Here is a 24,169-nt window from a genome sequence, read left to right as displayed (position 1 = left end):
CATGGCGAAGAAAGCCAAACCCAAAGGAAAATCCGTCGAGGCGCTTCGCCATGCCGACGACAAGCGTAAGAACATCCCGACCGCGGAGCACGAGTCTGTAATAGATCGGGAGCAAAGGAAGCCCCTGACGCTGCGATATCCTCGAAACGCCGACCTCGATCCGCAACTTGTCTGGCGCGGCAAGGACGAGCAGGACTGGAGCGACCTCGTCGTCCATGCCCCGCCCCTCTACATCCAGGAGAAGATCCATCCGAAGGTGCTGATCGACGATCTTCTGCGACAAACCAAAGCGGCGCAGCCGCCGGCCGCTCAGCCTGATCTTTTCGCCGACTTCAATGGCCTCCCCGAAAGCGTCGACCGCACCGAGTTCTACCAGCACGATCAGAACTGGTCCAATCGCATGATCCTTGGTGACTCCCTCCAGGTCATGGCTAGCCTGGCCGAGCGCGAGGGGCTGCAAGGGAAGGTGCAATTCATCTACATCGATCCCCCCTACGGCATCAAGTTCAACAGCAACTTCCAGTGGTCAACGACGAGTCGCGACGTGAAGGAGAAGGCCGATCACATCACGCGTGAGTCCGAACAGGTCAAGGCCTTCCGGGACACTTGGCGCGACGGCATACACAGCTACCTCACTTACCTACGCGACCGGCTCACAGTGGCCCGTGCCCTCCTTACTGACTCCGGCTCCATCTTCATCCAGATTGGCGATGAGAATGTCCATAGGGTCAGAGCAGTGATGGATGAAGTGTTTGGCGATGCGAATTTTGTCAGTCTCATCTGTTATTCAACGACCGGAGGCTTCTCTTCAGCAAGCACACTGAGTCGAACTGGGGACTACCTTCTCTGGTATTCGCGAGACATCTCACGGGTCAAGTACCGCCAGTTGCATGTGAGGAAGGACTCCTTAGAGGCGGTCCAGAATGCTTACGATCAGATCGAGTTGGCCTCGCTGGAACGAAGGGCGATGTCGGCTGAAGAGAAACGCGATCCGAGTGTTCTGCCAGATGGTTCACGGGCGTTCACTGATGGCGACCCAACTAGCCAAGGAACCGGCGCCGCGACAATCGAGTTCCTGTATCACGGCCGCATATTTCATCCTGGGGAGGCTAACCATTGGAAGGCCCCTGTTCCAGAAGGAATGAGGCGATTAGCTTCCTCAAATCGGCTGCAGATTACCCCGAAGGGCAAATTGCGCTATGTGCGGTATCTCAGCGACTTCGATCAAAACCCCATTACGAACTCCTGGTTTGATGTTGCAGGCGCGGTGCAAGACCGGGCTGACCCGAAGATCTACGTCGTTCAGACAAGTGTAAAGATTGTCCAGAGGTGTCTCTTGATGACAACGGATCCGGGCGATCTCGTGCTAGATCCGACCTGTGGGGCAGGCACAACAGCTACCGTCAGTGAAAAGTGGGGCCGCCGCTGGATTACGATTGACACGTCCCGAGTGGCGTTGGCTCTGGCCCGTGCTCGCATCATGGGGGCGCGTTACCCGTACTATCTGCTCGCGGATTCGCGGGAGGGCCAGCTCAAGGAAGCTGAAATCACCCACACCGCGCCCGGCAGCCGGCCCGTGCACGGCAACATCCGCCATGGATTTGTCTACGAGCGCGTGCCACACGTTACGCTCAAGTCCATCGCCAATAACGCGGAGATCGACGTCATCTGGGAGAAGTGGCAGACAACGCTGGAGCCGCTGCGGGAGAAGCTGAGTGTCGCGTTGAACAGAGAATGGCGGGAATGGGAGATTCCACGCGAGGCTAATGCCACGTGGCCGGACGCGGCCAAGAAGGCGCACGCCTGCTGGTGGGAGGCGCGCATCGCCCGCCAAAAGGAGATCGACGCCTCGATTGCCGCCAAGGGGGAGTTCGAAGATCTCTACGACAAGCCGTACGAGGACAAGAAGATCGTGCGCGTCGCCGGTCCGTTCACCGTCGAGAGCCTCAGTCCCCATCGGGTGCTCGGCGTGGACGAGGACGACCAATTGATCGACCCATTCAAAGCTACGGATGGCGCTCCTGGGTACGGCGCCGGGCAGACCTTTGAGCAGATAATTCTGGAGAACCTCAAGACAGCCGGCGTCCAGCAGGCGCACAAGGAGGACAAGATTCAATTCATCTCCCTTACAGGCTGGCCTGGCACATGGATCTGCGCAGAGGGGCGCTACCGCGAAGGGGGCCGGGAGAAGCGCGCCGGCATCTTTATCGGTCCCGAGTTCGGCACCGTCTCACGCCCCGACCTCGTCGAGTCGGCGCGAGAGGCTGGCGACGCAGGCTTTGACGTGGTCATCGCCTGCGCCTTCAACTATGACGCGCACGCGGGTGAGTTTCACAAGCTCGGCCGCGTGCCGGTGCTGAAGGCACGCATGAACGCCGACCTGCACATGGCCACCGATCTCAAGACCACGGGGAAAGGGAACCTTTTTGTCATCTTCGGCGAGCCCGACATCGAGGTTGAGAGCGTCAAGGACGGCAAGTTGCGCGTCACGGTGAAGGGGGTCGATGTCTTCGACCCCACGACCGGCGAGATCCGCAGTGACTCGGCGGAAGGGATCGCCTGCTGGATGATCGACACCGACTACAACGGCGAGAGCTTCTTCGTCCGGCATGCGTATTTTCTCGGCCAGAACGACCCGTACAGCGCTCTGAAGACTTCACTCAAGGCGGAAATCGATGCCGACGCGTGGGCCAGCCTCAACAGCGCTGTGTCGCGGCCGTTCGACAAGCCGAAGAGCGGGCGCATCGCCGTCAAGGTGATCAATCACCTGGGCGACGAGGTGATGAAAGTGTTCCGGATGTGAGCGGCGCCGAATTCCGCATCGCCGACACGTTCACGGCCAGCCTGGCGCAGCTCACGGGCGAGGAACAGAAGGCGGTCAAGACCACCGCCTTCGACCTGCAGATGAACCCCGCCAGCCCAGGTCTGCGCTTTCACAGGCTGGACAAGGCGAAGGACAGAAACTTCTGGTCGGTGAGGGTCAGCGGCGACATCCGCCTGATCGTCCATCGCCTGGCAAACAGCTTGACGCTCTGCTACGTCGACCACCACGACCGTGCCTATTCCTGGGCCGAACGCCGGAAGCTGGAGATCCACCCGAAGACCGGGGCGGCCCAGCTTGTCGAGTTACGCGAGACGGTCCAGGAGATCGTCGTGCCGGTCTATGTCGCGAGGGAGGCACAGGCATCTGCCAAGCCGCGCTTGTTCGCCGACAAGCCCGACGATGTGCTGTTTGGTTACGGCGTGCCCCGGGAGTGGCTGGACGACGTCCGGAAGGTGGACGAAGACAGCCTATTGCTCCTGGCGGACCACCTGCCTGCGGAGGCCGCCGAGGCGTTGCTCGAGCTGGCGACTGGGGGGCAGCCACGGGTCGCCGTGCCGATGCCGACTGCCGTCGGCCCGTTCGACCATCCCGACGCACAGCGGCGCTTCCGGGTCATGACCAACGTGCAGGAGCTTGAGCGCGCGCTCGACTTCCCGTGGGAGCGATGGACCGTCTTCCTGCACCCCGAACAGCGGGAGTGGGTCGAGCGCGACTATTCCGGACCGGCTCGGGTCACCGGGTCCGCCGGAACGGGCAAGACGATTGTGGCCTTGCATCGCGCCGTTCAACTGGCTCGCCGGCATCCCAGCGCGCGCGTCTTGCTGGCGACCTTCTCGGATGCGCTGGCGAGCGCGTTGCGGACCCGTCTGCGGCGTCTGGTCGGCAACGAGCCGCGAATCGCCGAGCGGATCGATGTCACTTCCCTGGACGCTCTTGGCCTGCGCCTGCACAAGGCGCTTCTCGGCCCCGTCAAGCTGGCCACCCCGATGGTAGTGCGCGACCTGATGCGCGCAGCGTCGGGAGCGGTCGGCGAGCACAAGTTCAGTCTCCAGTTCCTGATGACCGAATGGGAGCAGGTCGTCGATGGCTGGCAGCTACACGGCTGGGAAGCCTACCGCGATGTCGCCCGGCTCGGGCGGAAGACACGACTGCCCGAGGCGCAACGAAAGACGCTGTGGGTCATCTTCGAGCGAGTGCGCGAGGCCCTCCGGATACGGGGGCTGACAACGCAGCCCGCCGTATTCGAGGCCCTCGCCACCGAGATGCCCGAGAGCCGGAACCCACCCTACGATCATGCCGTGATCGATGAGGCGCAGGACGTCACCGTGACCCAGATGCGGTTCCTCGCCGCCATGCTGGGCGCGCGCCCCGATGGCCTCTTCTTTGCGGGCGACCTGGGGCAGCGCATCTTCCAGCAGCCGTTCTCTTGGAGGTCCCTGGGTGTGGAGATCCGTGGCCGTTCGCGGACGCTGCGCGTGAACTACCGTACCTCGCATCAGATTCGGGAGCGTGCCGACCGCCTGCTGGGTCCCGAGATCGTCGACGTGGACGGCAACGTGGAAAACAGGAGCGACACGATCTCGGTGTTCAACGGTGCGCCGCCCATGATCCGCGTCGTTGCGAATCCGGATGAGGAGCGGGCAGTCGTTGGACAGTGGCTCGGGGAAGAGACGAAGGCGGGACTGCAGCCCCACGAGATCGGCGTCTTCGTCCGCTCGGCTGCGCAACTGGATCGCGCAACAGCGGCCATCCAGGCAGCCGTTCTGCCGTGGAAGGTCCTCGACGACCATGTCGAAACGGCCAGCGGACACGTGGCCGTCAGCACCATGCACCTGGCAAAGGGCCTCGAGTTCCGGGCCGTCGCCGTCATGGCCTGCGACGACGAAGTGATCCCGTCGCAGGAGCGAATCGAAACGGTGGGGGATGACTCCGATCTGAAGGAAGTGTACGACACCGAGCGCTATCTGCTGTACGTGGCGTGCACGCGCGCGCGGGACCATCTCCTGATCACCGGGGTCGATCCGGCGTCCGAGTTTCTGGATGACTTGAGGCAGTAGGATTCGCTCTTCGGCGCCGACGTCGAGAGCCTGATCCAGCCCCGGATGACCCGCTCGAAGGGTCCCACGCCCGCATTGGATCCTGTGCCTACCGTGTTGACCATGGCGGCCGCAATCAACGGCTCAATCGAACAGCGATAACTGAGGCGGGTCAGGCGGATTACCGCCGTCCAAGCCGAGGACATCGCAGGTGAAGACCTCGGTCACGCCCACACCCTGCAGTACAGGTGGGCCGGAGTACCGAAACGCATCGTACTTACGCAGGACTTCCTGCTCGTGCACGGCGGCGGCGGCACCCTCTCCATACGGCCACTCCCTCAAGATCGTAATGCGGTTCTGATCTGATGAGTTCGGATAGCGCTCCCACACGGTGAGGTTGGTGATGCCGATCTTGTAGAACACGCCGTCCGGTGCGTCGATGCGGATATAGTAGACAATTCCGGGGGCATTCACGTCGAAGCCCCCCGGCACGCACCGCGGACACTCGTGTCCGGCGGTGTGGTTGTTCGGGAGCGTTGAGAAGTCGCCATGCTCGGGGCAGGTGACGACGACCTTCTCATAGGCGCTTCGGTAGACAGTCTTCTCGTAGCTGTACTTCCCGTTGAATCGAGCCGTACCCCTCGCGATGAACTCCTCAGTCGTGAGCCGTCGCTTATCGCCACCCTGGAAGCGCCCGCACGTAGGGCAGCCCATCGGGGATTGGAGATGATAGTTGGGCTTCATCTCCTGCGACCCATGATCCGGGCACCGGAACCGGAGCTTCTTCAGACCGATGTTCCTGTGTGTGTTCCAGCTCTCGGGGTCGTACTCGAAGCGATGGCCGAATCGCTCCCGCGCGCATCTGAGCCATTCTTCGAAGCTCACCCGCTTTGCCTGCCCAAGTTCTATGTAGCTGCATTCCCGGCAGCCGAATTTCCCCCGGAGATGGGAGGCGACCTGCGGCCAGAAGTCGCCATGTGCTGGGCAGGTGGCCCTGATCTTGGAGTTCGAGTTCCGATAATTAGAGCCATCGTAGGTGTACTTCCCGTCGTGCGCAGCGATTAAGCGTGGCTCGACCTTGTCCCATGGTCGGGCCGGAGCCCCCGTCTGCCGTGGTCTGGCACAGTGCCGGCAGCCCTGGCCCTTCCAATGCTCGGCGGGGCCTTGCTTGAATGGTCCATGCTTCCAGCAGACGATGACGACCTTCGCGCGGGTGTTGATGTAGTCGACTCGGCTGTAGTCGTACCGATCGCCATGCCTATCGTGGAATCGAGCGAGTGCGTCCTCCTGCGTGAGATGTTTTGGCATCGACTACTCAAATCTTCCGATCGTTGCGAGGTCCGCCGCGAGGCGTCATCAACGGCGGATGAAGACAATGCCCTCAGGACTGGCAACGCCCGCCGTCAGCGGCGGCGCATCGTCCGCTGCATGCTGTCCGTGCGCGCCGGCCTATCCGCTGCAGGTCACAGCCTATGAAGACCGATGGCCCTTCCGAGCCATTACCGGATGGTCTGACGCAAGCTGACAGGCGCCCTAGCGTAACACCGAACCCTGGCCCGAAGCTCCGTCGAGCGATCTCCTGGTATTCCAACCAGTTAGGGCCACTGGAGGGCTGGTCGTGGAAGCCCTAAGCGCAGGTCGAAGATCGAGGTTCGGACCGAGAGAAGTTCGAGATGACTGTCGCTTGGGGAGCCAGACGCAAGTCACCTCATAACTGCGGCTAAGCTCGTCGCCACGAATTCTCTCCGCGAGGCAGGAAGGCGTCCTCGATCGTCTCCCCGTTGACTCGCGTCCAACAAAGGGCTTGTGCGCTCTCCCGCTGGAATGTCTATTGCGTGTTGCAATGTCCCTCATCCCTCAGTGGAATCGTGCCTGACACGTACGAGGAAACACTGAGGAGAAATGGGACAACTGAAAAACAGGAAAGTGTCATCGCTCGCAAAAACATCTTGTCAGTCTTCCACGAAGAGGGTATATAGCTCCGCACAACTAGTCGCCACAACTGCATGCAACGAGTTGAGCTGGTTTTCTCTCAGATGCAGTTGCGGCACGAATCGTAACGCGGCTTAGGCCTGCCGGGCAGGCAGCAGGTAGCCCGTGTCCAGCAATCCGCGTCCATGTCCAGACCCAGAACTGGGCGGGGCTTTCTCAGTGCTCGCGGGTTTGAGCCAAGTGCTCGCCAGTCGCGGCTCCGTCTCGTCAGCGCCTCGTTCTTCCCTCGGGGCACGATGCAATGCAACCCTGATTCGCTCTCGGGCAAACGATTTCATGCGCAAGACGTCAGGGCCCCGGATTTGTCGTCAACCCGCAATTCAATTTAACAAGATTCGATTGGGCCTGGATGAACGCCGGGTCGAGGTCAACGGCAGCCTGGAAGTCCTTGCGGGCCCGTCTGGATTTGCCCAGCCGGCACAGTGCTATGCCCCGGTTATTGAGGGCCATCACATCGGTGGGGAAGAGAGTCAGAGCAGCATCGAAGGCTTTGGCGGCTTGACGGTAGAGCCTCTGGCTGAGGAGGTCGTTCCCTAGGTTATAGCTGGCATTCGGGAGCTGCGGGGCATCCCGGAGAGCGGCCTCGTAGAGGACCCGCGAATTGTTGAAATCACCATGCTTGGAATAGAAGGTCCCAAGGTTGGCATAGACGTTGCCGAGAAACTCTCGTTCGCCAAGAGATCTCAGGAAGACACCAGAAGCGATGGACGAGGCAGGGATCTTGTGCGTGCGAACGTACCAGTCGTCGGGCAATGCCTTGCCGGCCTGGAGCAACTCGACGTTGATTCTCGCGTGGCTGTCATCAAAGCGGACAAACACATGATTCGGCGCGCTGACTGCCGCAACGGGCAAGTCAAGGAAAGAAGCCAGCGCCAGGTACACTCCGGCCAGGCCAACACACGATCCGCTGCGTCGCGAAAGAACATCTGCAGGAAGGAGGCCTTCCGGAAACTCGGCGTTATCCTCCGACTGAAATCTGAGGCCCCTGAAAAAGAACTGATTAAGAATCTCCACTTTTCCCTGACCACTTCCGGCTGCCCGTACTCGATCCAGGACGAGGTTCGCCAGCCCGTGCAGCTCCTCGGCGGCAGTTGGGCCTGCAAGGTCGAGAATGCTGGCGCAATTGGGAATGCATGTTCCTTGGGGGGGCTCGGCTGAACCGAGATCAGACCCGATGAAGACCGACAGACCGGCAATGAGAATTACCGAACGACCTACCACAATGCGGGGAACCATGAAAACCCTCAAGCTATTGCCATCGATCCTCTTCGTATGCAATCTGGCCCCCTCGGTTCTTCTGGCTCAGGCGGAAAGCGCGGCGGCCGCGGCGCCCGGCGCTACGGGGGTGAACAGCGCATGGGATCAGGAAAGCATCGACATTCTCACCGGGACCGTCAATCTCTATATTCCTCTCTACACCGCCCACTCAGGTGACATGGCTGAATGGTCGGTGGGGCTTTCCTATAATAGCAACCTATGGGACGCAACGGACTCAAACTATCCGTATACGCCTAGTGCACGGCATTTCACCGGCTTCGGTCCGGTGGGACTTGGATGGAGAATCGGATTTGGAAGAGTTTACTCCCTGGCCTATACGAGTGGGGGTACAACCGAGACCCGCTACTTCTATGAAGGCCAACGAGGGGACACACACCGACTGTTTCAGGAGGCCGCCGACCAAAATGGCCAGTGCCAGCCCACACCCTACTGGTACGCGTTCGACGGATCTGGGGTTCGTGCCCAATCCAACTCTTCAGGTTGGACCGTTTGGCTTCCAGACGGAACAACTCTGTCGATGGGCCGTCACCGGCAAATGGACCCAAACGTTCGTCCCTGGGGGGGATTTCCTGAAGCCGCGTACGATGGATGGGATACAACCACCATCACGGGTCCGCAACCAAAAAACAACGGAACCTCGCGATACAGTATTGCCATCACCTACCAATCTCAAGCCTCAGGAAAGTCGATGTGTCCAGACACGGTTACGGATATGGACAATCCCTCGCGAGTGGTGCGGTTCACATGCGCTGTGGATCAATATTACAACGACGGTCCCCAGTACTATTCCATAGGTACCTACCACGACGGGGTAGTCACGTCGATCGAGGTACCCGCTCCAACTACTCCATCGAGTACGCAAGTATATCAATTCACCTATTCAAAGCCGACCATCACCGATCCTTTCAATGGATCTTCGACCTACGGATACATTCTGACGTTAACTAGCCTGACAGCTGTGGGAGTGAATCCAGTTCAGACGTATTGGTTCTTCTATGATACGGCGGGCCTTCCCAACGTGAATGCTGGGCTCCTCAAATCGGTTAGCTTCCCGTTTGGGGGAGGCCGAAGCTATCAATACGGGATTGGGAATGTGTGGCGACACGATTATCCAAACATTTTCGAAGGTGCGCGGTCTGGGCAATTCGGCTTTTTCCCTGTTCTAGGCGTTACCGGGCGCGGAATTGGTGTTGCTGGAAAGACCTATTACTGGCTTTACGATCGCAGCAACGCTGTGAATTGTAGCCAATTGCATCCGGAGAATTGTTATGTACTACCCAAGACAGTCTCGGTGAGAGGGCCCTACGAGCTGGAGGATTCCACGGTCGCAAAGAGCCTCACGGTTTACACCTATAACGGCACGCCTCAGTCGGCTGGGACTCCGGGGCCACACGATGGTACGCTGGCGAAGATTGAAGCGTATGCCGGTACGGAGGTGACTGCGCCTCGCTTGCGCACCACATCGTACGAATACGACCACACCACGCCTTGCATGGTCGGTGGGGCGTTCAGAAAGGGTCACTATGCAGATAATGTGCGGCTCATAAGAGACACCACATCGTTCGACGACGATGGTAAGAACCCGCACGACCTGAAGGTGACTGACTACACAAATTGGACGATGCTGACGACGAACTTTGGACGCTTCCAGGACACCATCGAGTCAATCCCCAACCCGAACGTCGCGGGGGCGACTATTCCCTACAGAAAGACAAAGATGAGCTACAGCGTCGTCACGGGGCCTGACAAGTGGATTCTGACTCCGGTCTTGTGGCGGCGGGTATTTGATGGGAATGACAGCGTTAAGGAGGAGACGGACTTTGCTTTTGATTCCTACGGCAGGATGACCTCGGCGCGGAGGTTGTTCGCCCCAGGAGCGTCTCCGCTTGCCACGAGTCAAGATGACCTGCTAACCACGTTTGGCTATGCTTCATCGTCGGGCAATCGGAGTGCGGTCTTGAGCCAGATTCCGCGACAGGGGGTCAATCTTGGGACGAACACCTTGCTGTGGGATGCTGGATATCCGACGAAGCAGCAAGCAAATGGTCTGTCTTGGTACTCCTTGGATGTGGATCGGGAGCCGAACTGGGGTCTTGCAACAGCGGTTCGTGGGCCATCCGGAACTGGGGTCAGCGTGGAATACGATAGCATCGGGAGGCCCACCACGGTTGGACCTCTCGCGGGATCTGGGGAACCTCCCGTTGGCATCACGTATGGTACGTTTCAAAAGCCGGGATTTTACGATTCGCTGATGGTTACAAAAGTGATCGGCGGCGATCCACTGTTAGTCACGTCAATCCAGAGCAAGACGATTCTTGATGGATTGGGGAGGGTCACGGAAGAGCAGGTTCTCAAGACAGACGATCAGGGTGCCGCTCAGTGGGTGTCGAAGAAGTACACCTATGATGCCGTCGGGAACGTCATGACCGAGTCAGAGTGGGCACCTGTGGGAACAACGGGTCCGATCACGACCACCATCCGGGCTGGCACGTACGGCGGCTCGGCTACCGTCTACGTGGATCCATTTCTTAGGGTGCGGAAAACGATTGCCGCAGATGGGGCAACCACGCTAACCAGCTATCAGGGCCTCGTGACGACAAGAACTGTCCAGGGCATTCAAAGTGGCTCCGTAGCCTCCCCCACAACAATAGACTCCGTGACGGTGTCAACAGCTGATGTCCTAGGTCGATTGATTGGCATGACCACGAAGGCAGCCGGTGCCACCAGCTTCGATTTGGAAAGGCAATACTCCTATGACGAAATGAACCATCCCACTCTCGCCAAGACTTGGGACCGTCGGGTTCCAGCTGCTCCTGTGTTCCAGCTACGATCGACTACTTATGACCACCTGGGCAGGATCGCTACCTTGGAAGAGCCGGAACGAGGCAAGATGTGGTTTGGCACCGTGACTCAAGGCGGGACGGGCGTCGACACCAGTACCGGTTATGACGCAATGGGAAACGTGGTGCGATTTGCAGACGCGAACGGGTTTGGCTCGGCGCCTCCATTTCACTATCTGAAATCGTATGATCCGGCCGGACGGCTGACCATGGTCGAGAAGGAAGAAGACCAGAGCAGCTTGAGGACCCGGGTCCTTGATTACGGATACGACGAGGCAACCCACGGAAATAGCAATTCACAGCTCGGCCAAATCACTTCCGCCCGCAGTTATGAAGACGACGGGACCCTAAGCCCGCCGGTGGCGGCTGTCGACTATTACTACCAGGAGAGCCAGTATGGCAGATTCAACAAGATGACGACGACCCTGGGCAAGTGGGCAGGAGGCGCCCACAGCATTTTCTACAATTACGATGCACTAGGACAGGTGTCATCGATCGTATATCCGACGACCGCGACGACTGACCCAACTGGGATGCCAGGCTGCACGAATGCTACTTGTCTATCGATGGATCGGGTACATGGGCAAATCACGCACATTGGATCGAGTCGGGGTTATTCTGCCGTTGACAGCGCTCTGTACGCTGAGTCGGGGCGGCTTAAGCAATGGGTGGCAGGCACAGGAATAAAGACGATCATTCAACCCAACTCAATGAATAGCCGGCGCGTCAACGAGGTGAAGGTATTAAATGGCAGCAATGGGCAGCTATGGACATCCGGAGTCTATCAGTACGACGGTGGTGGGAACATCAAGACTGTCGGGTCCGATGTCTTCACCTATGATTCGATTGGTCGCCTCAAGGAGGCGCGGCTGATGGCGCCCTCCGGGGGAACCATGTATGAACAAACATTTGCGTACGATCCATTCGGCAACATCTATAGTCGCAGCCAAACCTTGACACCAGGCCCCGGGACGACGATTACCGGATACATTGTCAACTCGGCAACAAATCGGATAGACGGGGTTCTTGGGTCCCCGGCCGTCTGGGCCTATGACAGCGATGGTGCCTTGAGGCAGGACGATCAGTTCCAGTACAACTACGATAATGCCAGGCGTTTGAAGCAGGTGCAGGTCGGCGGGTTGGACAAGGGCAATTACTCATACGATGCCTTTGGCCTTAGAGTGTACCGGAAGGAAGATCATGGCAAGGAGGTGTTCTATTTTCGGGATGCCGATGGGAATGTCCTCTCCCAGTACTCGCGCCCTGCGAATGTCACTGAAATAGTGCCGCAATGGGACCGAGACTATGTCTATTTCGGCGGAAGCCGAGTCAATATGGTCGAGACCCCCCTGCCACTCGCGGTCGCGTGGAAGACTAGTCAGGCGACATCTACACAAATATCGCTAGAGTGGTACCCTGTGCAGTACGCATATGGTTATCTTGTCCTGAAGAAGGGTCCGTCCGATACCGAGTTTCACCCCATACTGCCTGGCACGACGCCCGTAACGACCACCGGAACGACGTATCTGGATACACAAGTCAGCAACGAGCAGACATACACTTACAAGGTCGTGGCCATCGACAATGTGGGGAATCAGGGCAATGCGTCGCCCGAGAGAATCATCATCACTGGCAACACGCCGACGCCTCCACCTGCGCCCAGTAGCTTGGCGGCAACCGCCGGGAATGCCTACGTAAGCCTGACTTGGGCTCAGTCGACAAGCCCACCCGATCTTGCTGGATACTATGTGTACCGCAGTCTAACGAGCCTGGGAACAGAGGTTTACGGTACAGCCCTGAATAGCGCGCCCATAACAACTCAGGCTTATACAGACCTGAACGTTACGAATGGGACTACGTACTATTACAAGGTGCGCGCCGTGGACACGGCGGGCTGGAAGTCGACACAATCGAATCAGGTCAGCGCGAAACCCAAGTCGTTTGGCATGGGCATGAACATCACCCCGGGCTCATGGCAGGGGACGGATGAGCCTGCGTCTGACAGGTTGGCTGAAGGAAGCGAGGCGATCAGCCCGTACGCGACCGCGGGACAGATGGTTGGCGCGAACGTGCTGTTTCTCCACTCAGATCATCTTGGCAGTCTTCGCCTAGTAACCAACGCGCTCGGCGTCGTTGTGACGGAACACAAGTACCTGCCATATGGTGAAGAGATCCAGCCTATGAAGACGCTGGACCCGTATCGCTTTGCAGGTTATGAACGAGACTCCGAGACTGGCAATGATTACAGCCGGGCCCGCTATCATTCAGCCTCGAAGGGGAGGTGGCTCGGTCCGGACTCCCTTGGAGGAGGCTATCTCTACGCCTTGAATAACCCGGTAAACTTCTACGATCCAACGGGTATGTATTCTGCGGGACCGCCGGCTTGTCAACAAGGACCCACCCAACCTGGTCATTCGCTGCCCTGTACTGATGGCATCACAGTCACAGCTAAGTCACCGGACATGGAGGTAACCTTCATAGGCTTCAGAAACATTTCGTACTCAAGCGTAGGTGTGGGAGGTGGGGGCGGGGGCGGGGGAGTCATCAGTAACTTTTTCTCTAATCTTTTCTCCACACAGTTTTGGATGGACGAATTCAAGACGGGCGGGTGCTATAGAGCTTTCTTTGATGCATGGTATGATGCGCTCATTCCGATCGCCCCGAGCGCCGCGTCATTTGGCGACGTAGTGGGTTCGGCCTATGGCGCTGCTCGCTTCAGCAGCGCCATGTCCTACGCAGCGTCACGACCGAATTCTCTTGGCGGTCAAGGGCTTCTCTATCCCCTAAGGTCGAGCACAGTCAGGACGATAGCGACCGACGCGGAGGCTGCGACTGGGCTTGGGCTTCTTATTGGCGTGGTGTTGGCAGAGTATCAGGCACTCGTTGTCCAGGGATATCAAATGTGGAACGGGCAATGTCAATGAGTGCCATTGTGTGAGGAAGGAATCCGTGACAGTTCACCGCGGGCGTCAACGGCTGAAGGATGTCTTTCTCTATGTCGTGATCGGCGTGATCGCCGTTATGGGGGCAGAACTGTACGCAGTTCATCAAGCGAGATCGGGTGGATCGCCGACTCTGCCTCTAAAATGGATGGGATTTGCGGCCCTCACGGTCCTCGTTTTCGGCTACTTGATCCGAAGAAATCGTCCGAATTGGCGGAAGCGAAGTTTTTGGGGAATTCTGTCCCTGTGTGTGTGTGTACATGCCGGGCTGGGATGGGTGGTACTGAAATTGCTCGTGTCGTGGCCATTGATCATGCTGGGGCCGATCGCGGGAGTGGAATACTTCGTGCTAGCCGCGGTGTTGACTCGTGTTTCTTCGGTTGGCAAGAAGGGGTGGGCGGAACGGACATCGAATTGACGTCTCGGCTGGAAAGTGGTTTTCCCTGAATGCGGCCGCGTGGGGGTGCGAGGACATGTGTAGATGGGAGCCGTGCTCAAATAGTGTTAGTACACGTCGACATTGCTGAGTAGCGGAAATACTCTCCTGACCTTGGGCCGCCAACATGCCTCCGCGGGCAGGCAGAACCTATCCAACCATGTCGATCGGCGTGTCTGTAATAGTGTGTGCCGGGCCCCCGGCACCATCATTAGGGAACTCCGCAACCGCCGTTCGGGTCGGGACCGGGGATGGGACCGGTTCAGTGGGAAGGCTGCGTGGCCGGGGGCCTGGCGGGGCGGATGAAGGCCAAGGACGGGGTGCGCGACAGGGCGCGGAAGGCCTGCTCGATCGCGGCCAGTTCGGCGCGGCGCTCGGCCTCGCAATCCAGCGACAGCAGGGCGGGGGAGTCGGTGCGGAAGGCGCGCCGCAGACGCATGTAGGCGGCCAGGATCTCGCAAGGATAGGGAATTGTATCGCGCCGCGTGTCGCGTCAGCCGTGCGCCCAGGCTCCGGGGGACTGCCCGCATCGCCCTGCAGGCCCTCTGTGGCCGGTGGCGGGCGCTCGACTCGTCGCCGCCCTGGGCACCCGTCCGGGCCGGCGCGGCGGCAACGGCCTGATGCCATTCGGGATTCTCGGTGCACAGCGCCATCCGGGTCGAGCCGTGGGACGCGGCGGGGGTGGAGCGGCTGTGCCGCTACCTGGTGCATCCGCCAATCGCCTTGGGGCGGCTGCGGTAGGACGGGACCCGGACCACCTACAGCGGCCGGCGTGTGCATCCGGTGACCGGCGAGCTTAGCGTCACGCTCGACCCGCTGGAGATGCTGGCGCGGCTGTGCCAACACATCCCGCCGGCCGGGTTCCATCTCACACGGTTGTATGGCGCCTACGCCAACCGAACACGCGGCGCACGGGCGCGGCGCAGCCCCGGGGCTGCCCTGGCCGCGCCCGACAGCGAGACGATCGCTCTGACACCCTCGCAACGTCAGCGCCGCCGCCAGTGGGCACGGCTCATCGCCAAGGTGTTCGAGGTCGACCCGCTGCGCTGCCCCTGCGGCGGCACCATGCGGGTGGTGGCAGTCATTCTCGACCCGAAGGTGATCCGGAAAATTCTCCAGCACCGCCCCCGGCCCGAGGCCCGCGCGCACGCGCCGCCCGGTGGGTGAGCCGCGCTGCCGCGGACGACGCTGTGGCCGCGACGCCACGCATCATCCTGACGGGACCGACCTGCCCGACCTGACCCACGCGCCCTCGCCTGCCGGAGGTGTGCTCGCGATCGGGATCGTCGCGCCGGGACAACCCCGAGGAGTGGCCCCCCACAGCACCACGCCCCTCACCGCGGCGCATTGCACGGGTCGGGAAGGGGGGTTTCGCACCTGGCGCGCACCGGCCGCACCTCCTCAGGGGCGCCGTGACAGCGCCCGTGTCCCAGAGGTGCGATAGAATGTCTTACACTTAGAACCGTACGACGCGGGACGGATAGTCAATCTGCAGGACGAGATCGCGAAAGAAGGCGGTGCTCAGCACCCCGTCGTGCGGGCCGATAATCGCGTTCCGGTGCAGCGTGAACGGCGCCTCGCCCAGCGGCTTGCCGGTGACGGACACGCCCGCGGGCCGGAGAGGCTCCGTCGTCTCCGCACTGGACAGGATGCTCAACCCACAGCCGATGAGAGCGAGGAGGGCGACTGCGATCGTTCGTGCCGGACGCGACATCGAAATTCTCCCAACGCTCCGCAAGCCACGACTCGGGCTCGTGACGGCGGGACCGAACCGCACGGCAGGTATCGGGCAGTCTACCACGCCGTCGAGGGGATCCTCCCTGCGCGGGGCGGACAGGGCGATCCCCAGGAAGCACCGCGAGCTGATCGCGCTCGCGGTGGCGTGCACGACCCAGTGTCCCTACTGCATCTAGGTCCATACCGCGCGGCATCACGCGGTGGTCGCCTGACTGTCAATTCAGACCTTGCAGCGGCCTGATTCAGGAACGTCCTGAATTGTCCGCCTCGGGACGCGGGGGTATAAGCGTTCATACCATGATGAGTACGAGCCTTACCGAATTACATAACGGCGGTGGTTTCCCGCCGGGTCATGGTGAAAGGAGGTCCGACAATGCTCGCAGTATTAGCGATGGTCCTGGTCGTGCTCTGGCTGCTCGGAATGGTCACGGCGTACACACTGGGGGGGTTCGTTCACCTGTTCCTGATTCTCGCGCTCGTGTCGTTCGTGTTTCACTTCCTTCGGGGTCGACGACACGCCGTGTAATGGGGCTGCGCTGAAAGCGAACGCCCGGGCCCGAATGGAATTGCCAGGAAGCACGAGTAGAGTGCTAGCCGTACGCAGGACTCGTTCATCGTACGACGTTCAGTTCTTTAACCAGTTGACAGGAGGTGGAGCACAATGAGTGAGCACAGAGGTAATGGGGGCCACGGGTTTCTCATGTTCGCGCTCGGGACCACGGCCGGGGCCGTCGTGGCGCTGTTGACCGCGCCGCGCAGCGGCAAAGAGACGCGCCGGCGCCTGCAGGATGCGATGCAGCAGGTCAGGGAGAAGGCCGGGGACGTCTCGGCTTCGGTGGCCGACTCCTACACCCGCGGCGCGGAGGCGATCAAGGAGGGCTTCTCCAAGGCGTTTGACAAGGACACGAATCACCAGGGCGCCGCGCAGGAGGCCAGTCGGCAGGCAACGGGATCCGCGTCGAAATCCGAGTCGCACTACAACCCCACGTCCCCGGCGCGCGCTGGGGCCTATGGGGGCAACACCCCCAAGTGATCTACGACGCCGGCAGCCCGGAGTACCCGGGACGGCCGCCTAGTACCCTCGTCCGGCTGCCGCCGGGCGGATACCCGGTCCGGCGGCAGATGGGCGGGTGATTTCGGATCACGAGAAAGAATGCATGTCACAGCCATTGCGATCCGGCGGCGCTCTGGCAGATCGGGCCGGTCGCCGCAACCACGCTTCACGGATTCGTGCACGTTCGTCAAGGATGACCGCACGACCGATGCGCCCGTTCTCCTGGCGGCTTTTCCCAGGACATCCGCATGAAAGGAGCAATGATAATGGAAACCGAACAGGTCAGGGAGCTTCTCATCCAGGCATTGGAGACGGAGATCGGCGGCGTCGAGGTTTATGAGACCGCGCTCCGGTGCGCGACGAACCCGGACCTCAAGGAGGAGTGGCGGAATTATCTCGATCAGACACGCAACCACGAGCAAGTCCTCCTGGAGGTGTTCAAGAAGCTCAACATCGATCCGGCGATTCAGACACCCGGACGTGAAGTCGTCCACCACATCGGCGAGTCGCTCGTGAAGGCCATGGAGCTGGCGCTGAAGGGCGGAAGTCGCGAAGCGGCCCAGCTGGTCGCCGGGGAGTGCGTCATCGCGGCCGAGACCAAGGACCACCTCAACTGGGAGCTCATCGGCATGGTGGCCAAAGCGTCCAAGGGGACCATGGCGAAGGCACTCAAAGAGGCTCACGACGAGGTCGAGGACGAAGAGGACGAGCACCTTTACCACACGACCGGGTGGACCCGCGAGCTGTGGGTCAAGTCATTGGGACTCCCGGCCGTCCTGCCTCCCCCGGAGGAGGTGAAGGAAGTCGAGACGGCCATCGGCGCTGCGCGTGCCAAGCAGGCGCGCAGAGAGATGCTCTGAACCATTACCCCCTCCCGGTCGGGCAAACGCCCGACACGAGATTCAGGCATCGTCTGATTGTCTGGCTCGCAGGGGCATCGTAGAGTTTCTTGCGATGCTGATCAGCAGCGATGTTCACAATTCTCTTAATGGAGGTGAGCCGAGCATGAATGAACAGCGACCCAAGCCGAATCAGAAGCAGAACCCACGCACCGTGGGCGATCCCGATACCGACACTGATATCGGAAACGATCAGAGAGACCCGGACCGTGGCGACGCCCCCAGGAACGACCGGGAGCGGAGCGGATCGACAGGCAAGCAGTACCGCACGTAATACGGACAGGATCCTCTTGGGGGAGGCCGCCAGGGACCCGGGCGACCTCCCCTTTTTCGTTCACAGCGCAGTTGCTGGGGTTGTCAGGATCATCCCGGGGCGCCAATGAGGGAATTCCTGCGTTCGATTCAGGAGACTCCGGGTTGTCACTCCGATCGGAACGCCGTAGTGTCAGCCCATGAAGATTGAACCCCCTGACTCCTTCCCCCTCATCCTGCCTCTACGGACAAGTTCCCGCCCAAGAGGGCATCCCGCGCCACCTGTGGCGCGGGATCCCCGTTTGGTCGGTGCCTCAATTTCTCGACCGGCCTGCGGTTCACAGGGCTGAACCCTACGCTCCTTCAAATCCTTCCTCCCCGAGAATCAGGACGCTCCCGATGTCCGGGGTCGCCCCGGGGGGCTATAACGGTAGGCCAGTCATGATGTTGTTGGTGAGAGTGTCTACTCTTTCAAAAGGAGACGACGTGATGACCTGGAGTTGACCCGCTTTTGTGGACACTTGATCCTTTGGGAGGAAGGAGTCCACGATGGCGAAAGCACACCGAGCGTATCCACCTGAGTACCGTCGGCGGCTTGTCGAGTTGGTCCGCGCCGGCAGGACTCCGGAGTCGCTGTCTCGGCAGTACGAGGTGTCGGCCCCGTCGATCCGGAACTGGGTCCGGCAGGCTGACTTGGACGAGGGCCGCCGGGCCGACGGGTTGACCACGGCCGAGCGGGAGGAGTTGAATCGGCTGCACCGGGAGAACCGAACGCTGCGTGAAGAGCGGGAGATTCTAAAAAAAGCCGCGGCCTGGTTCGCGCGGGAGGCCGACACGAGCGGGCGGAAGCCTTCGGGTTCGTGAAGGTGAACCAGGCGGTGTTTCACGCGGCGACGATGTGCCGTAACAGCGTTCTCTCCCGACGGAGCACGGTCATGCGGCCCTGCGCCGGGCGACTGGCGTAATCCGCGAATATCAGAGTGACTCGTCGTCGAAGCGCCCTGCCTTGTCCGCCGCCTGCGCCTCCCGGCGTTCCGGCAGAGGAGGTTCATCACCGTGAAGCTCTCAGCCCGTCGTCTTGACGGGAGGTCGTTCCATATCAGTTCGACTCGGACCCCCGGCACCACCATTAAAGACGTTACCGGCAGCTCGTAGAACGTTCCGGGTCCGGGCGGGGACGCGGATGACGAAGTCACTCGCCTGGGCCTCAGCCCGCCCGGCCGCCGCACGCTTTCAATTTTCAGCTTCGAAAGGCCAAGCGGAGGTTCGCGGGATCGCCCGGCGATCCCGCGAGCCTCATTCCCTGGGGCCAGCCCGGAAAGGCTGCCCTTCTCACTCGAACCCGGCTCAGCAGATCTGATCGCACTCGGAACTGCAGTTCGCCTGGCACTGGGCCTGGGTCGCGTACGACCTCGATCCGCAATACCAGCGGCAGGCACCGAATCCCGGATCCTGCACCGGCGGTTCGCTCATCGCCTGCGTGGTCGGCGACGACACCGACGGGGTCATCGGCGCGGCCGACATCGGTGCGGTTCCACTCCCGCCCATCCCAACCATCAGCACGCAAAGCAGGGGCAGCACGGCGAGCATTCTCTTCGTCATGATGCTTTTCCTCCTTTGCTCCGACAATAGCGTAGGGCAAGCGCTCGGTCAAGGGCCCCATCGGGGACGGCTTCAAGGTTGCCCGTCCATGAGAGCTCCCCGCGCGATCGGCTCGCCGTCCACGAACACCGTCTCGATGGCGTCGTACGCCGCGATGGTCGCGAGGGGATCGGCGTCGAGGAGCAGGAGGTCGGCCCGCTTGCCGGGCTCGATCGACCCAATCTGCCCGGCCAGGCCGAAGGCCACGGCGTTGTCGAGTGTCGCGGCTCGCAGGATGAGCGGCAGCGGCGCGCCCGCCTCGAACCAGCGCTGACAGCCGGAGGCACCTTGACGGAACAGGCCTTGTCGGGCGTAAGATACACCTTGGTTCGACTATGCGTTGAGCTATTGTGCCCGTTTTGTCATGAAAACGACGCGGATAAAGGAGTCCGGCCGCACCTCCAGTCGGTCGGCTCTTCTTATGATGGCCCTGCTGGTCCACGGCCTCGGCTGCGCCGCGAGGAATCGCCCGCCCGACTTGGCCGTCGACCCGGGCGTCGCGGGCAGGGTTGAGGTCGAGACTCTGCCGGACCCCGCCGCGAAGACTCCGCCGCTCGCTGGAGGAAGGCAGCTCTTTCTGGCGCCCGTTCCGCTCGAGACGCCCCTTCCTGCATTTCCGGCGGTCGCTTTGGCGGATGGCATGCATCCGGTCGTCGTCGTGATCCGGATCGTCATCGGCGAGCAGGGGAATGTGCTCGGCGTCCTCGATAGTCCGGTAGCCCCGTATGAGGCCGGATCGACTGCTCTGGTATTCAGGGCCGCGGTCGAGGAAGCCCTGCGGGGCTGGAGCTATAAGCCCGCAATCATCCGATCCTTCGTGGGCGGCGAGGACATCAACCATGACGGCAGGCCCGATGTCGACGTGGTGACGCAGGATACGCCCGTCCGGTCCTACCTCGACCTCCGCTTCACATTCGACGTCGTGGACGGCCGCGGACAGGTCCGGATGCGACCGGGAGGCACGTCCCAGTGATCCGTCGACGCTGACCCCGCAAAGACCGCCGGAAAGCCGAAACAGTCCGACCTCTCGGACTTGAGTATCTGTAATAGTGCGTCTCGGGCCCCCGGCACCAACGGTTCCAGCCACTCAGGAAAACTTAGGCAGCTGGCCTCCAGACCGTAGCGGGGCAGAGGTGCCGCATCCCGGGCTCGGGGTATCCTAGTCACCTGTCGAAATCGCGACGGGTCGGCCGTCATTCATTTGAGTGGGGATGAAATGTGTGCCACCGGAAGGCCCGCTTAGGAGGTCGAAGATGAAATACGTGATGCTGGTCTACGAGACGCCCGCCAACGTGGAGGCCCGCAACCACACCGCGGGCGAGCCGTACGTAGCGGCGTGGAAGAGCTACCACAAGGCGCTGATCGAGGCAGGAGTCTACGTGGACGGCGCGCCGCTCCGCGAAGCCGGCATCGCCACGACGGTTCGCCTGAGAAACGGCAAGCGGCAGGTCCAGGACGGTCCCATCGCCGAGGCGAAGGAACAACTGGGAGGGTTCATGATCCTGGAATTGCCCTCCCTCGACGCGGCGTTGGACTGGGCGGCGCGCTGTCCCGCCGCCGCGACTGGCGCTCTCGAGGTCCGGCCGATAGACGTCGCCTACCTCGAATACGTCGTGAAGCCCTGATTTCGATGCAGGAGGCGCGGCGGACCATCGAGGAAGTGGCTCGCTCCTCGTACGGCCGCCTGCTCGCCTATCTCTCCTCCCGCACGCGGGACGTGGCCGGTGCGGAGGACGCCCTCGGGGATGCCCTCCTATCGGCGCTGAACACGTGGCCGCGGGACGGCGTACCGAAAAGCCCCGAGGCCTGGCTGCTCACTTCTGCCCGCAACCGGCTGGTCGACCACGCCCGGCATGCGCGCGTCCGGGAGGAACATGCCGAGGCGCTCGAACTCCTCCTCAAAGGTTCGGGCGGGACCGGCTCGGCCGACGAGTGGCCCGACGAGCGGCTGAAGCTCTTCTTCGTCTGCGCGCATCCCGCGATCGACCATGCCCTGCATACACCGCTCATGCTGCAGACCGTGCTCGGACTGGACGCGGCGCGGATCGCTCAGGCCTTTCTCGTACAGCCGCCCGCCATGGGGCAGCGATTATCGCGTGCCAAGAAAAAGATCCGCGAGGCGGGGATTCCCTTCGAGATTCCCCTGGAGCGCGACTGGCCGGCGCGACTTACCGCGGTGCTCGAAGCCGTCTATGCCGCCTACGGTCTTGGGTGGGACGAAGCCGTCGGCGCCGATCCTCGCGGACGGGATCTGGTGAACGAGGCGGTCTGGCTCGCCCGCGTGCTGCGGCAGCGGATGCCCAAGGAGCCGGAGGCCCGGGGGCTCTTCGCCCTCATGCTCTTCTGCGACGCCAGGCAAAACGCCCGACGCACGCCGGGCGGTGCTTACGTTCCTCTCTCCGAGCAGGATCCCGCAAGCTGGTCGATCGCGACGATCGGGGAGGCGGAATCGGAGCTGGCGTCCGCGGCGGGGATGGGCCGGATCGGTCGATTCCAGCTCGAGGCGGCCATCCAATCCGTCCACTGCGATCGGGCGCGGAGCGGCCGGACCGACTGGAGCGCGATCGTGACGTTCTACGAGCAGCTCGTCCGCCTGGCCCCGACCCTCGGGGTCCGCGTCGGGCAGGCCGCGGCCGTGGCGGAAACGCTGGGAGCCGAGGCCGGCCTGTCGATGCTCGACACGCTCGAGGGACACGCCGTCGTCGCCTATCAACCCTACTGGGCCGTGCGCGCACATCTCCTCCAGCGCCTGGGCCGCCTGGCCCCGGCCGCCCGGGCCTTCGACCGGGCCATCGGCCTGACCGAGGACGAAGCCGTCCGGAAGTTCCTGCTCGCCCGCCGCGACCAACCCTGACATCTCCCGGTTGCTCCGCCGTCCACTCTGTCGAAATCAGTCCCGCCCGCACGTCATGGGGGCAGAGGCCGGAACAGAACGAGAACTCCCGGCCCGAGGAGGAGCCCATGTGTCCAGCCTGTCTGACCACCGTGACGCTGATCGCCGCCGGGGCGGGCTCGGCGGGCGGCCTGATGACCCTGTTCGTGACGAAGGTGCGGACCAAGGCCGCTACCGCCGCCAGTCACCAGCACGCAAACGGATAGGAGGTCGAGCGCCAGTTCGCGGCTTTCGCGCCAACGGAGCGCGGCCGACATTGAGTGATGTCTCTGGTGCAGTCACATAAAGGAGAGAAGATCGATGACCATGCACAAGACCGGAACACGTGAAGAGTGGCTCGCGGCCCGCCTCGATCTGCTCGGGGCGGAGAAGGAGCTGACGCGGCGCAGTGACGAGCTGGCACGGCGACGGCAAGAGCTGCCGTGGGTCCGGATCGACAAGGAGTACCGATTCAAGACCGACGAGGGGAGCGCCACGCTCAGAGACCTCTTCAGAGGGCGCTCGCAGCTCCTCGTCTACCACTTCATGTTCGGGCCCGACTACAAGGCGGGGTGTCCGTCCTGCTCCACGATCGCGGACGGGTTCGACGGTTTCGCCGTCCACCTGGCCAACCACGACGTCATGCTGACGGCGGTGTCGCGGGCGCCGCTCGCGAATCTGCAGACGTACAAGCGGCGGATGGGGTGGACGTTTCCCTGGGCGTCCTCGTTCGGCAGCGACTTCAACTTCGACTTCAGCGTCGGGTTCACCCAGGAGCAGCAGAGCAAGGAGGGCATCGAGTACAACTACCGGCGCGAGGAGGCGTGGCAGTGGCGTCCGCAGGAGACCGGCGGCGAGGGGCCCGTCGCCGAGATCGCGGCGATGACCGGAACCGACCAGGCCACCTACACGCGCGAGCGGCCGGGCATGAGCGCGTTCGCGCTGGAGGACGGTGTTGTCTACCACGCCTATTCCACCTATGCGCGCGGAGTGGACGGCCTCTGGGGCATGTACCAGTGGCTCGACCGCGCACCCAAGGGGCGGAACGAGACGGGCATCTGGTGGCGCCGCCACGACGAGTACGGCAAGCCCTGAGCCAGATCGGTAGCCCGAGAACTTCGTGAACCACGGCGCCGTGCTCTCGGCCGGCGCCGTGGTTGGGGTGGCGCGGCTGTCGCTCCTCTGGTGGAGTCGGGCGTGAGGGGATCGGTCCGTGCGGCGCTTGCCGCGACCCGCCGATCGTCACGACCGACACCTTCGAGCTGTTCCTGCGCCGAGTCGCGGTCCACGGCCGGGGTGCTTGACTGCCTCGATATTATCCGGCTACCGGGGAGCGGAACATGCCACTGCGATTCCGGCGAACCAA

19 protein-coding genes and 1 pseudogene are annotated in these 24,169 nt (G+C 61.8%); 14 read left to right on the top strand and 6 right to left on the bottom strand.

Annotation, left to right across the window (positions count from 1 at the left end):
• The first annotated feature begins 1 nt into the window (after window position 1).
• Both VGV60_11155 and VGV60_11150 read left to right on the top strand, forming a co-directional pair.
• Window positions 2-2,803, top strand: coding sequence for a site-specific DNA-methyltransferase (locus VGV60_11155; GenBank protein ID HEV8701817.1), 2,802 nt, complete (start codon window positions 2-4; stop codon window positions 2,801-2,803).
• A gap of 101 nt (window positions 2,804-2,904) precedes the next feature.
• Window positions 2,905-4,881, top strand: a complete 1,977-nt coding sequence (locus tag VGV60_11150; GenBank protein ID HEV8701816.1) for a UvrD-helicase domain-containing protein — start codon at window positions 2,905-2,907, stop codon at window positions 4,879-4,881.
• A 123-nt stretch (window positions 4,882-5,004) separates the two neighbouring features.
• Here the strand turns inward: VGV60_11150 and VGV60_11145 are convergent, their stop codons facing one another.
• Complete coding sequence (locus VGV60_11145) at window positions 5,005-5,745, bottom strand: hypothetical protein (GenBank protein ID HEV8701815.1); 741 nt, start codon at window positions 5,743-5,745, stop codon at window positions 5,005-5,007.
• 1,395 nt (window positions 5,746-7,140) lie between these two features.
• Window positions 7,141-8,088 (bottom strand): tetratricopeptide repeat protein, encoded by a 948-nt coding sequence (locus tag VGV60_11140; GenBank protein HEV8701814.1) that lies wholly within the window; start codon window positions 8,086-8,088, stop codon window positions 7,141-7,143.
• Between VGV60_11140 and VGV60_11135 the strand changes: the two genes are divergently transcribed.
• Window positions 8,087-13,894, top strand: a complete 5,808-nt coding sequence (locus VGV60_11135; GenBank protein ID HEV8701813.1) for an RHS repeat-associated core domain-containing protein — start codon at window positions 8,087-8,089, stop codon at window positions 13,892-13,894. The genes VGV60_11140 and VGV60_11135 overlap by 2 nt on opposite strands.
• Before the next feature lie 716 nt (window positions 13,895-14,610).
• On the opposite strand, the gene VGV60_11130 is transcribed toward VGV60_11135, so the two are convergent.
• Window positions 14,611-14,787, bottom strand: coding sequence for a hypothetical protein (locus VGV60_11130; protein ID HEV8701812.1), 177 nt, complete (start codon window positions 14,785-14,787; stop codon window positions 14,611-14,613).
• Window positions 14,788-15,131: 344 nt separating this feature from the next.
• Here VGV60_11130 and VGV60_11125 point away from each other — a divergent pair, with 344 nt between their 5' ends.
• Window positions 15,132-15,515, top strand: a complete 384-nt coding sequence (locus VGV60_11125; GenBank protein ID HEV8701811.1) for a transposase — start codon at window positions 15,132-15,134, stop codon at window positions 15,513-15,515.
• A gap of 289 nt (window positions 15,516-15,804) precedes the next feature.
• Here the strand turns inward: VGV60_11125 and VGV60_11120 are convergent, their stop codons facing one another.
• Window positions 15,805-16,062, bottom strand: coding sequence for a hypothetical protein (locus tag VGV60_11120; protein ID HEV8701810.1), 258 nt, complete (start codon window positions 16,060-16,062; stop codon window positions 15,805-15,807).
• Window positions 16,063-16,177: 115 nt separating this feature from the next.
• Here VGV60_11120 and VGV60_11115 point away from each other — a divergent pair.
• The 5 genes and pseudogenes from VGV60_11115 (at window position 16,178) to VGV60_11095 (ending at window position 19,154) form a co-directional block, all read left to right on the top strand.
• A pseudogene (locus VGV60_11115) lies at window positions 16,178-16,258 on the top strand (carboxymuconolactone decarboxylase family protein).
• Between the two features lie 200 nt (window positions 16,259-16,458).
• Window positions 16,459-16,611 (top strand): lmo0937 family membrane protein, encoded by a 153-nt coding sequence (locus tag VGV60_11110; GenBank protein HEV8701809.1) that lies wholly within the window; start codon window positions 16,459-16,461, stop codon window positions 16,609-16,611.
• A gap of 135 nt (window positions 16,612-16,746) precedes the next feature.
• Window positions 16,747-17,118, top strand: coding sequence for a YtxH domain-containing protein (locus tag VGV60_11105; protein ID HEV8701808.1), 372 nt, complete (start codon window positions 16,747-16,749; stop codon window positions 17,116-17,118).
• 281 nt (window positions 17,119-17,399) lie between these two features.
• On the top strand, window positions 17,400-17,999 hold the full coding sequence (locus VGV60_11100; protein ID HEV8701807.1) for a ferritin-like domain-containing protein: 600 nt from the start codon (window positions 17,400-17,402) through the stop codon (window positions 17,997-17,999).
• Window positions 18,000-18,839: 840 nt separating this feature from the next.
• Window positions 18,840-19,154, top strand: coding sequence for a transposase (locus VGV60_11095; GenBank protein HEV8701806.1), 315 nt, complete (start codon window positions 18,840-18,842; stop codon window positions 19,152-19,154).
• 483 nt (window positions 19,155-19,637) lie between these two features.
• Here VGV60_11095 and VGV60_11090 read toward each other — a convergent pair whose 3' ends face one another.
• Together VGV60_11090 and VGV60_11085 are read right to left on the bottom strand one after the other, a co-directional pair.
• A complete protein-coding gene (locus VGV60_11090; GenBank protein HEV8701805.1) occupies window positions 19,638-19,892 on the bottom strand; it encodes a hypothetical protein in 255 nt (84 codons plus the stop codon).
• Window positions 19,893-19,964: 72 nt separating this feature from the next.
• The gene (locus tag VGV60_11085) at window positions 19,965-20,177 is read right to left on the bottom strand and encodes an amidohydrolase family protein (GenBank protein HEV8701804.1); all 213 of its coding nucleotides are present in this window, start codon (window positions 20,175-20,177) and stop codon (window positions 19,965-19,967) included.
• Window positions 20,178-20,352: 175 nt separating this feature from the next.
• On the opposite strand from VGV60_11085, the gene VGV60_11080 reads away from it, so the two are divergent.
• From VGV60_11080 to VGV60_11060, 5 genes are all read left to right on the top strand, one after another.
• A complete protein-coding gene (locus VGV60_11080) occupies window positions 20,353-20,904 on the top strand; it encodes a hypothetical protein (protein HEV8701803.1) in 552 nt (183 codons plus the stop codon).
• 280 nt (window positions 20,905-21,184) lie between these two features.
• Complete coding sequence (locus VGV60_11075) at window positions 21,185-21,556, top strand: YciI family protein (protein HEV8701802.1); 372 nt, start codon at window positions 21,185-21,187, stop codon at window positions 21,554-21,556.
• A gap of 5 nt (window positions 21,557-21,561) precedes the next feature.
• Window positions 21,562-22,785: a DUF6596 domain-containing protein gene (locus VGV60_11070; protein HEV8701801.1), complete on the top strand. Its 1,224-nt coding sequence runs from the start codon at window positions 21,562-21,564 to the stop codon at window positions 22,783-22,785.
• 107 nt (window positions 22,786-22,892) lie between these two features.
• On the top strand, window positions 22,893-23,030 hold the full coding sequence (locus VGV60_11065; protein ID HEV8701800.1) for a hypothetical protein: 138 nt from the start codon (window positions 22,893-22,895) through the stop codon (window positions 23,028-23,030).
• A 94-nt stretch (window positions 23,031-23,124) separates the two neighbouring features.
• On the top strand, window positions 23,125-23,898 hold the full coding sequence (locus tag VGV60_11060) for a DUF899 domain-containing protein (protein HEV8701799.1): 774 nt from the start codon (window positions 23,125-23,127) through the stop codon (window positions 23,896-23,898).
• Window positions 23,899-24,169: the final 271 nt, after the last annotated feature.

It is taken from the genome of Candidatus Polarisedimenticolia bacterium (assembly GCA_036001465.1).
Taxonomy (GTDB): domain Bacteria; phylum Acidobacteriota; class Polarisedimenticolia; order Gp22-AA2; family Gp22-AA2; genus Gp22-AA3.
Note: the sequence above shows the minus strand (reverse complement) of the source record. Positions and strands in the feature narration are given on the sequence as shown.

Bases quoted from the DNA above. Each gene is read 5' to 3' on its own strand.
- VGV60_11095 (HEV8701806.1), top strand. From the start codon at position 18,840: ATGGCGAAAGCACACCGAGCGTATCCACCTGAGTACCGTCGGCGGCTT.
- VGV60_11105 (HEV8701808.1), top strand. From the start codon at position 16,747: ATGAGTGAGCACAGAGGTAATGGGGGCCACGGGTTTCTCATGTTCGCG.
- VGV60_11065 (HEV8701800.1), top strand. From the start codon at position 22,893: ATGTGTCCAGCCTGTCTGACCACCGTGACGCTGATCGCCGCCGGGGCG.
- VGV60_11155 (HEV8701817.1), top strand. From the start codon at position 2: ATGGCGAAGAAAGCCAAACCCAAAGGAAAATCCGTCGAGGCGCTTCGC.
- VGV60_11060 (HEV8701799.1), top strand. From the start codon at position 23,125: ATGACCATGCACAAGACCGGAACACGTGAAGAGTGGCTCGCGGCCCGC.
- VGV60_11070 (HEV8701801.1), top strand. From the start codon at position 21,562: ATGCAGGAGGCGCGGCGGACCATCGAGGAAGTGGCTCGCTCCTCGTAC.
- VGV60_11075 (HEV8701802.1), top strand. From the start codon at position 21,185: ATGAAATACGTGATGCTGGTCTACGAGACGCCCGCCAACGTGGAGGCC.
- VGV60_11110 (HEV8701809.1), top strand. From the start codon at position 16,459: ATGCTCGCAGTATTAGCGATGGTCCTGGTCGTGCTCTGGCTGCTCGGA.
- VGV60_11080 (HEV8701803.1), top strand. From the start codon at position 20,353: ATGATGGCCCTGCTGGTCCACGGCCTCGGCTGCGCCGCGAGGAATCGC.
- VGV60_11140 (HEV8701814.1), bottom strand. From the start codon at position 8,088: ATGGTTCCCCGCATTGTGGTAGGTCGTTCGGTAATTCTCATTGCCGGT.
- VGV60_11130 (HEV8701812.1), bottom strand. From the start codon at position 14,787: ATGCGTCTGCGGCGCGCCTTCCGCACCGACTCCCCCGCCCTGCTGTCG.
- VGV60_11100 (HEV8701807.1), top strand. From the start codon at position 17,400: ATGATAATGGAAACCGAACAGGTCAGGGAGCTTCTCATCCAGGCATTG.
- VGV60_11090 (HEV8701805.1), bottom strand. From the start codon at position 19,892: ATGACGAAGAGAATGCTCGCCGTGCTGCCCCTGCTTTGCGTGCTGATG.
- VGV60_11135 (HEV8701813.1), top strand. From the start codon at position 8,087: ATGAAAACCCTCAAGCTATTGCCATCGATCCTCTTCGTATGCAATCTG.
- VGV60_11120 (HEV8701810.1), bottom strand. From the start codon at position 16,062: ATGTCGCGTCCGGCACGAACGATCGCAGTCGCCCTCCTCGCTCTCATC.
- VGV60_11150 (HEV8701816.1), top strand. From the start codon at position 2,905: ATGAACCCCGCCAGCCCAGGTCTGCGCTTTCACAGGCTGGACAAGGCG.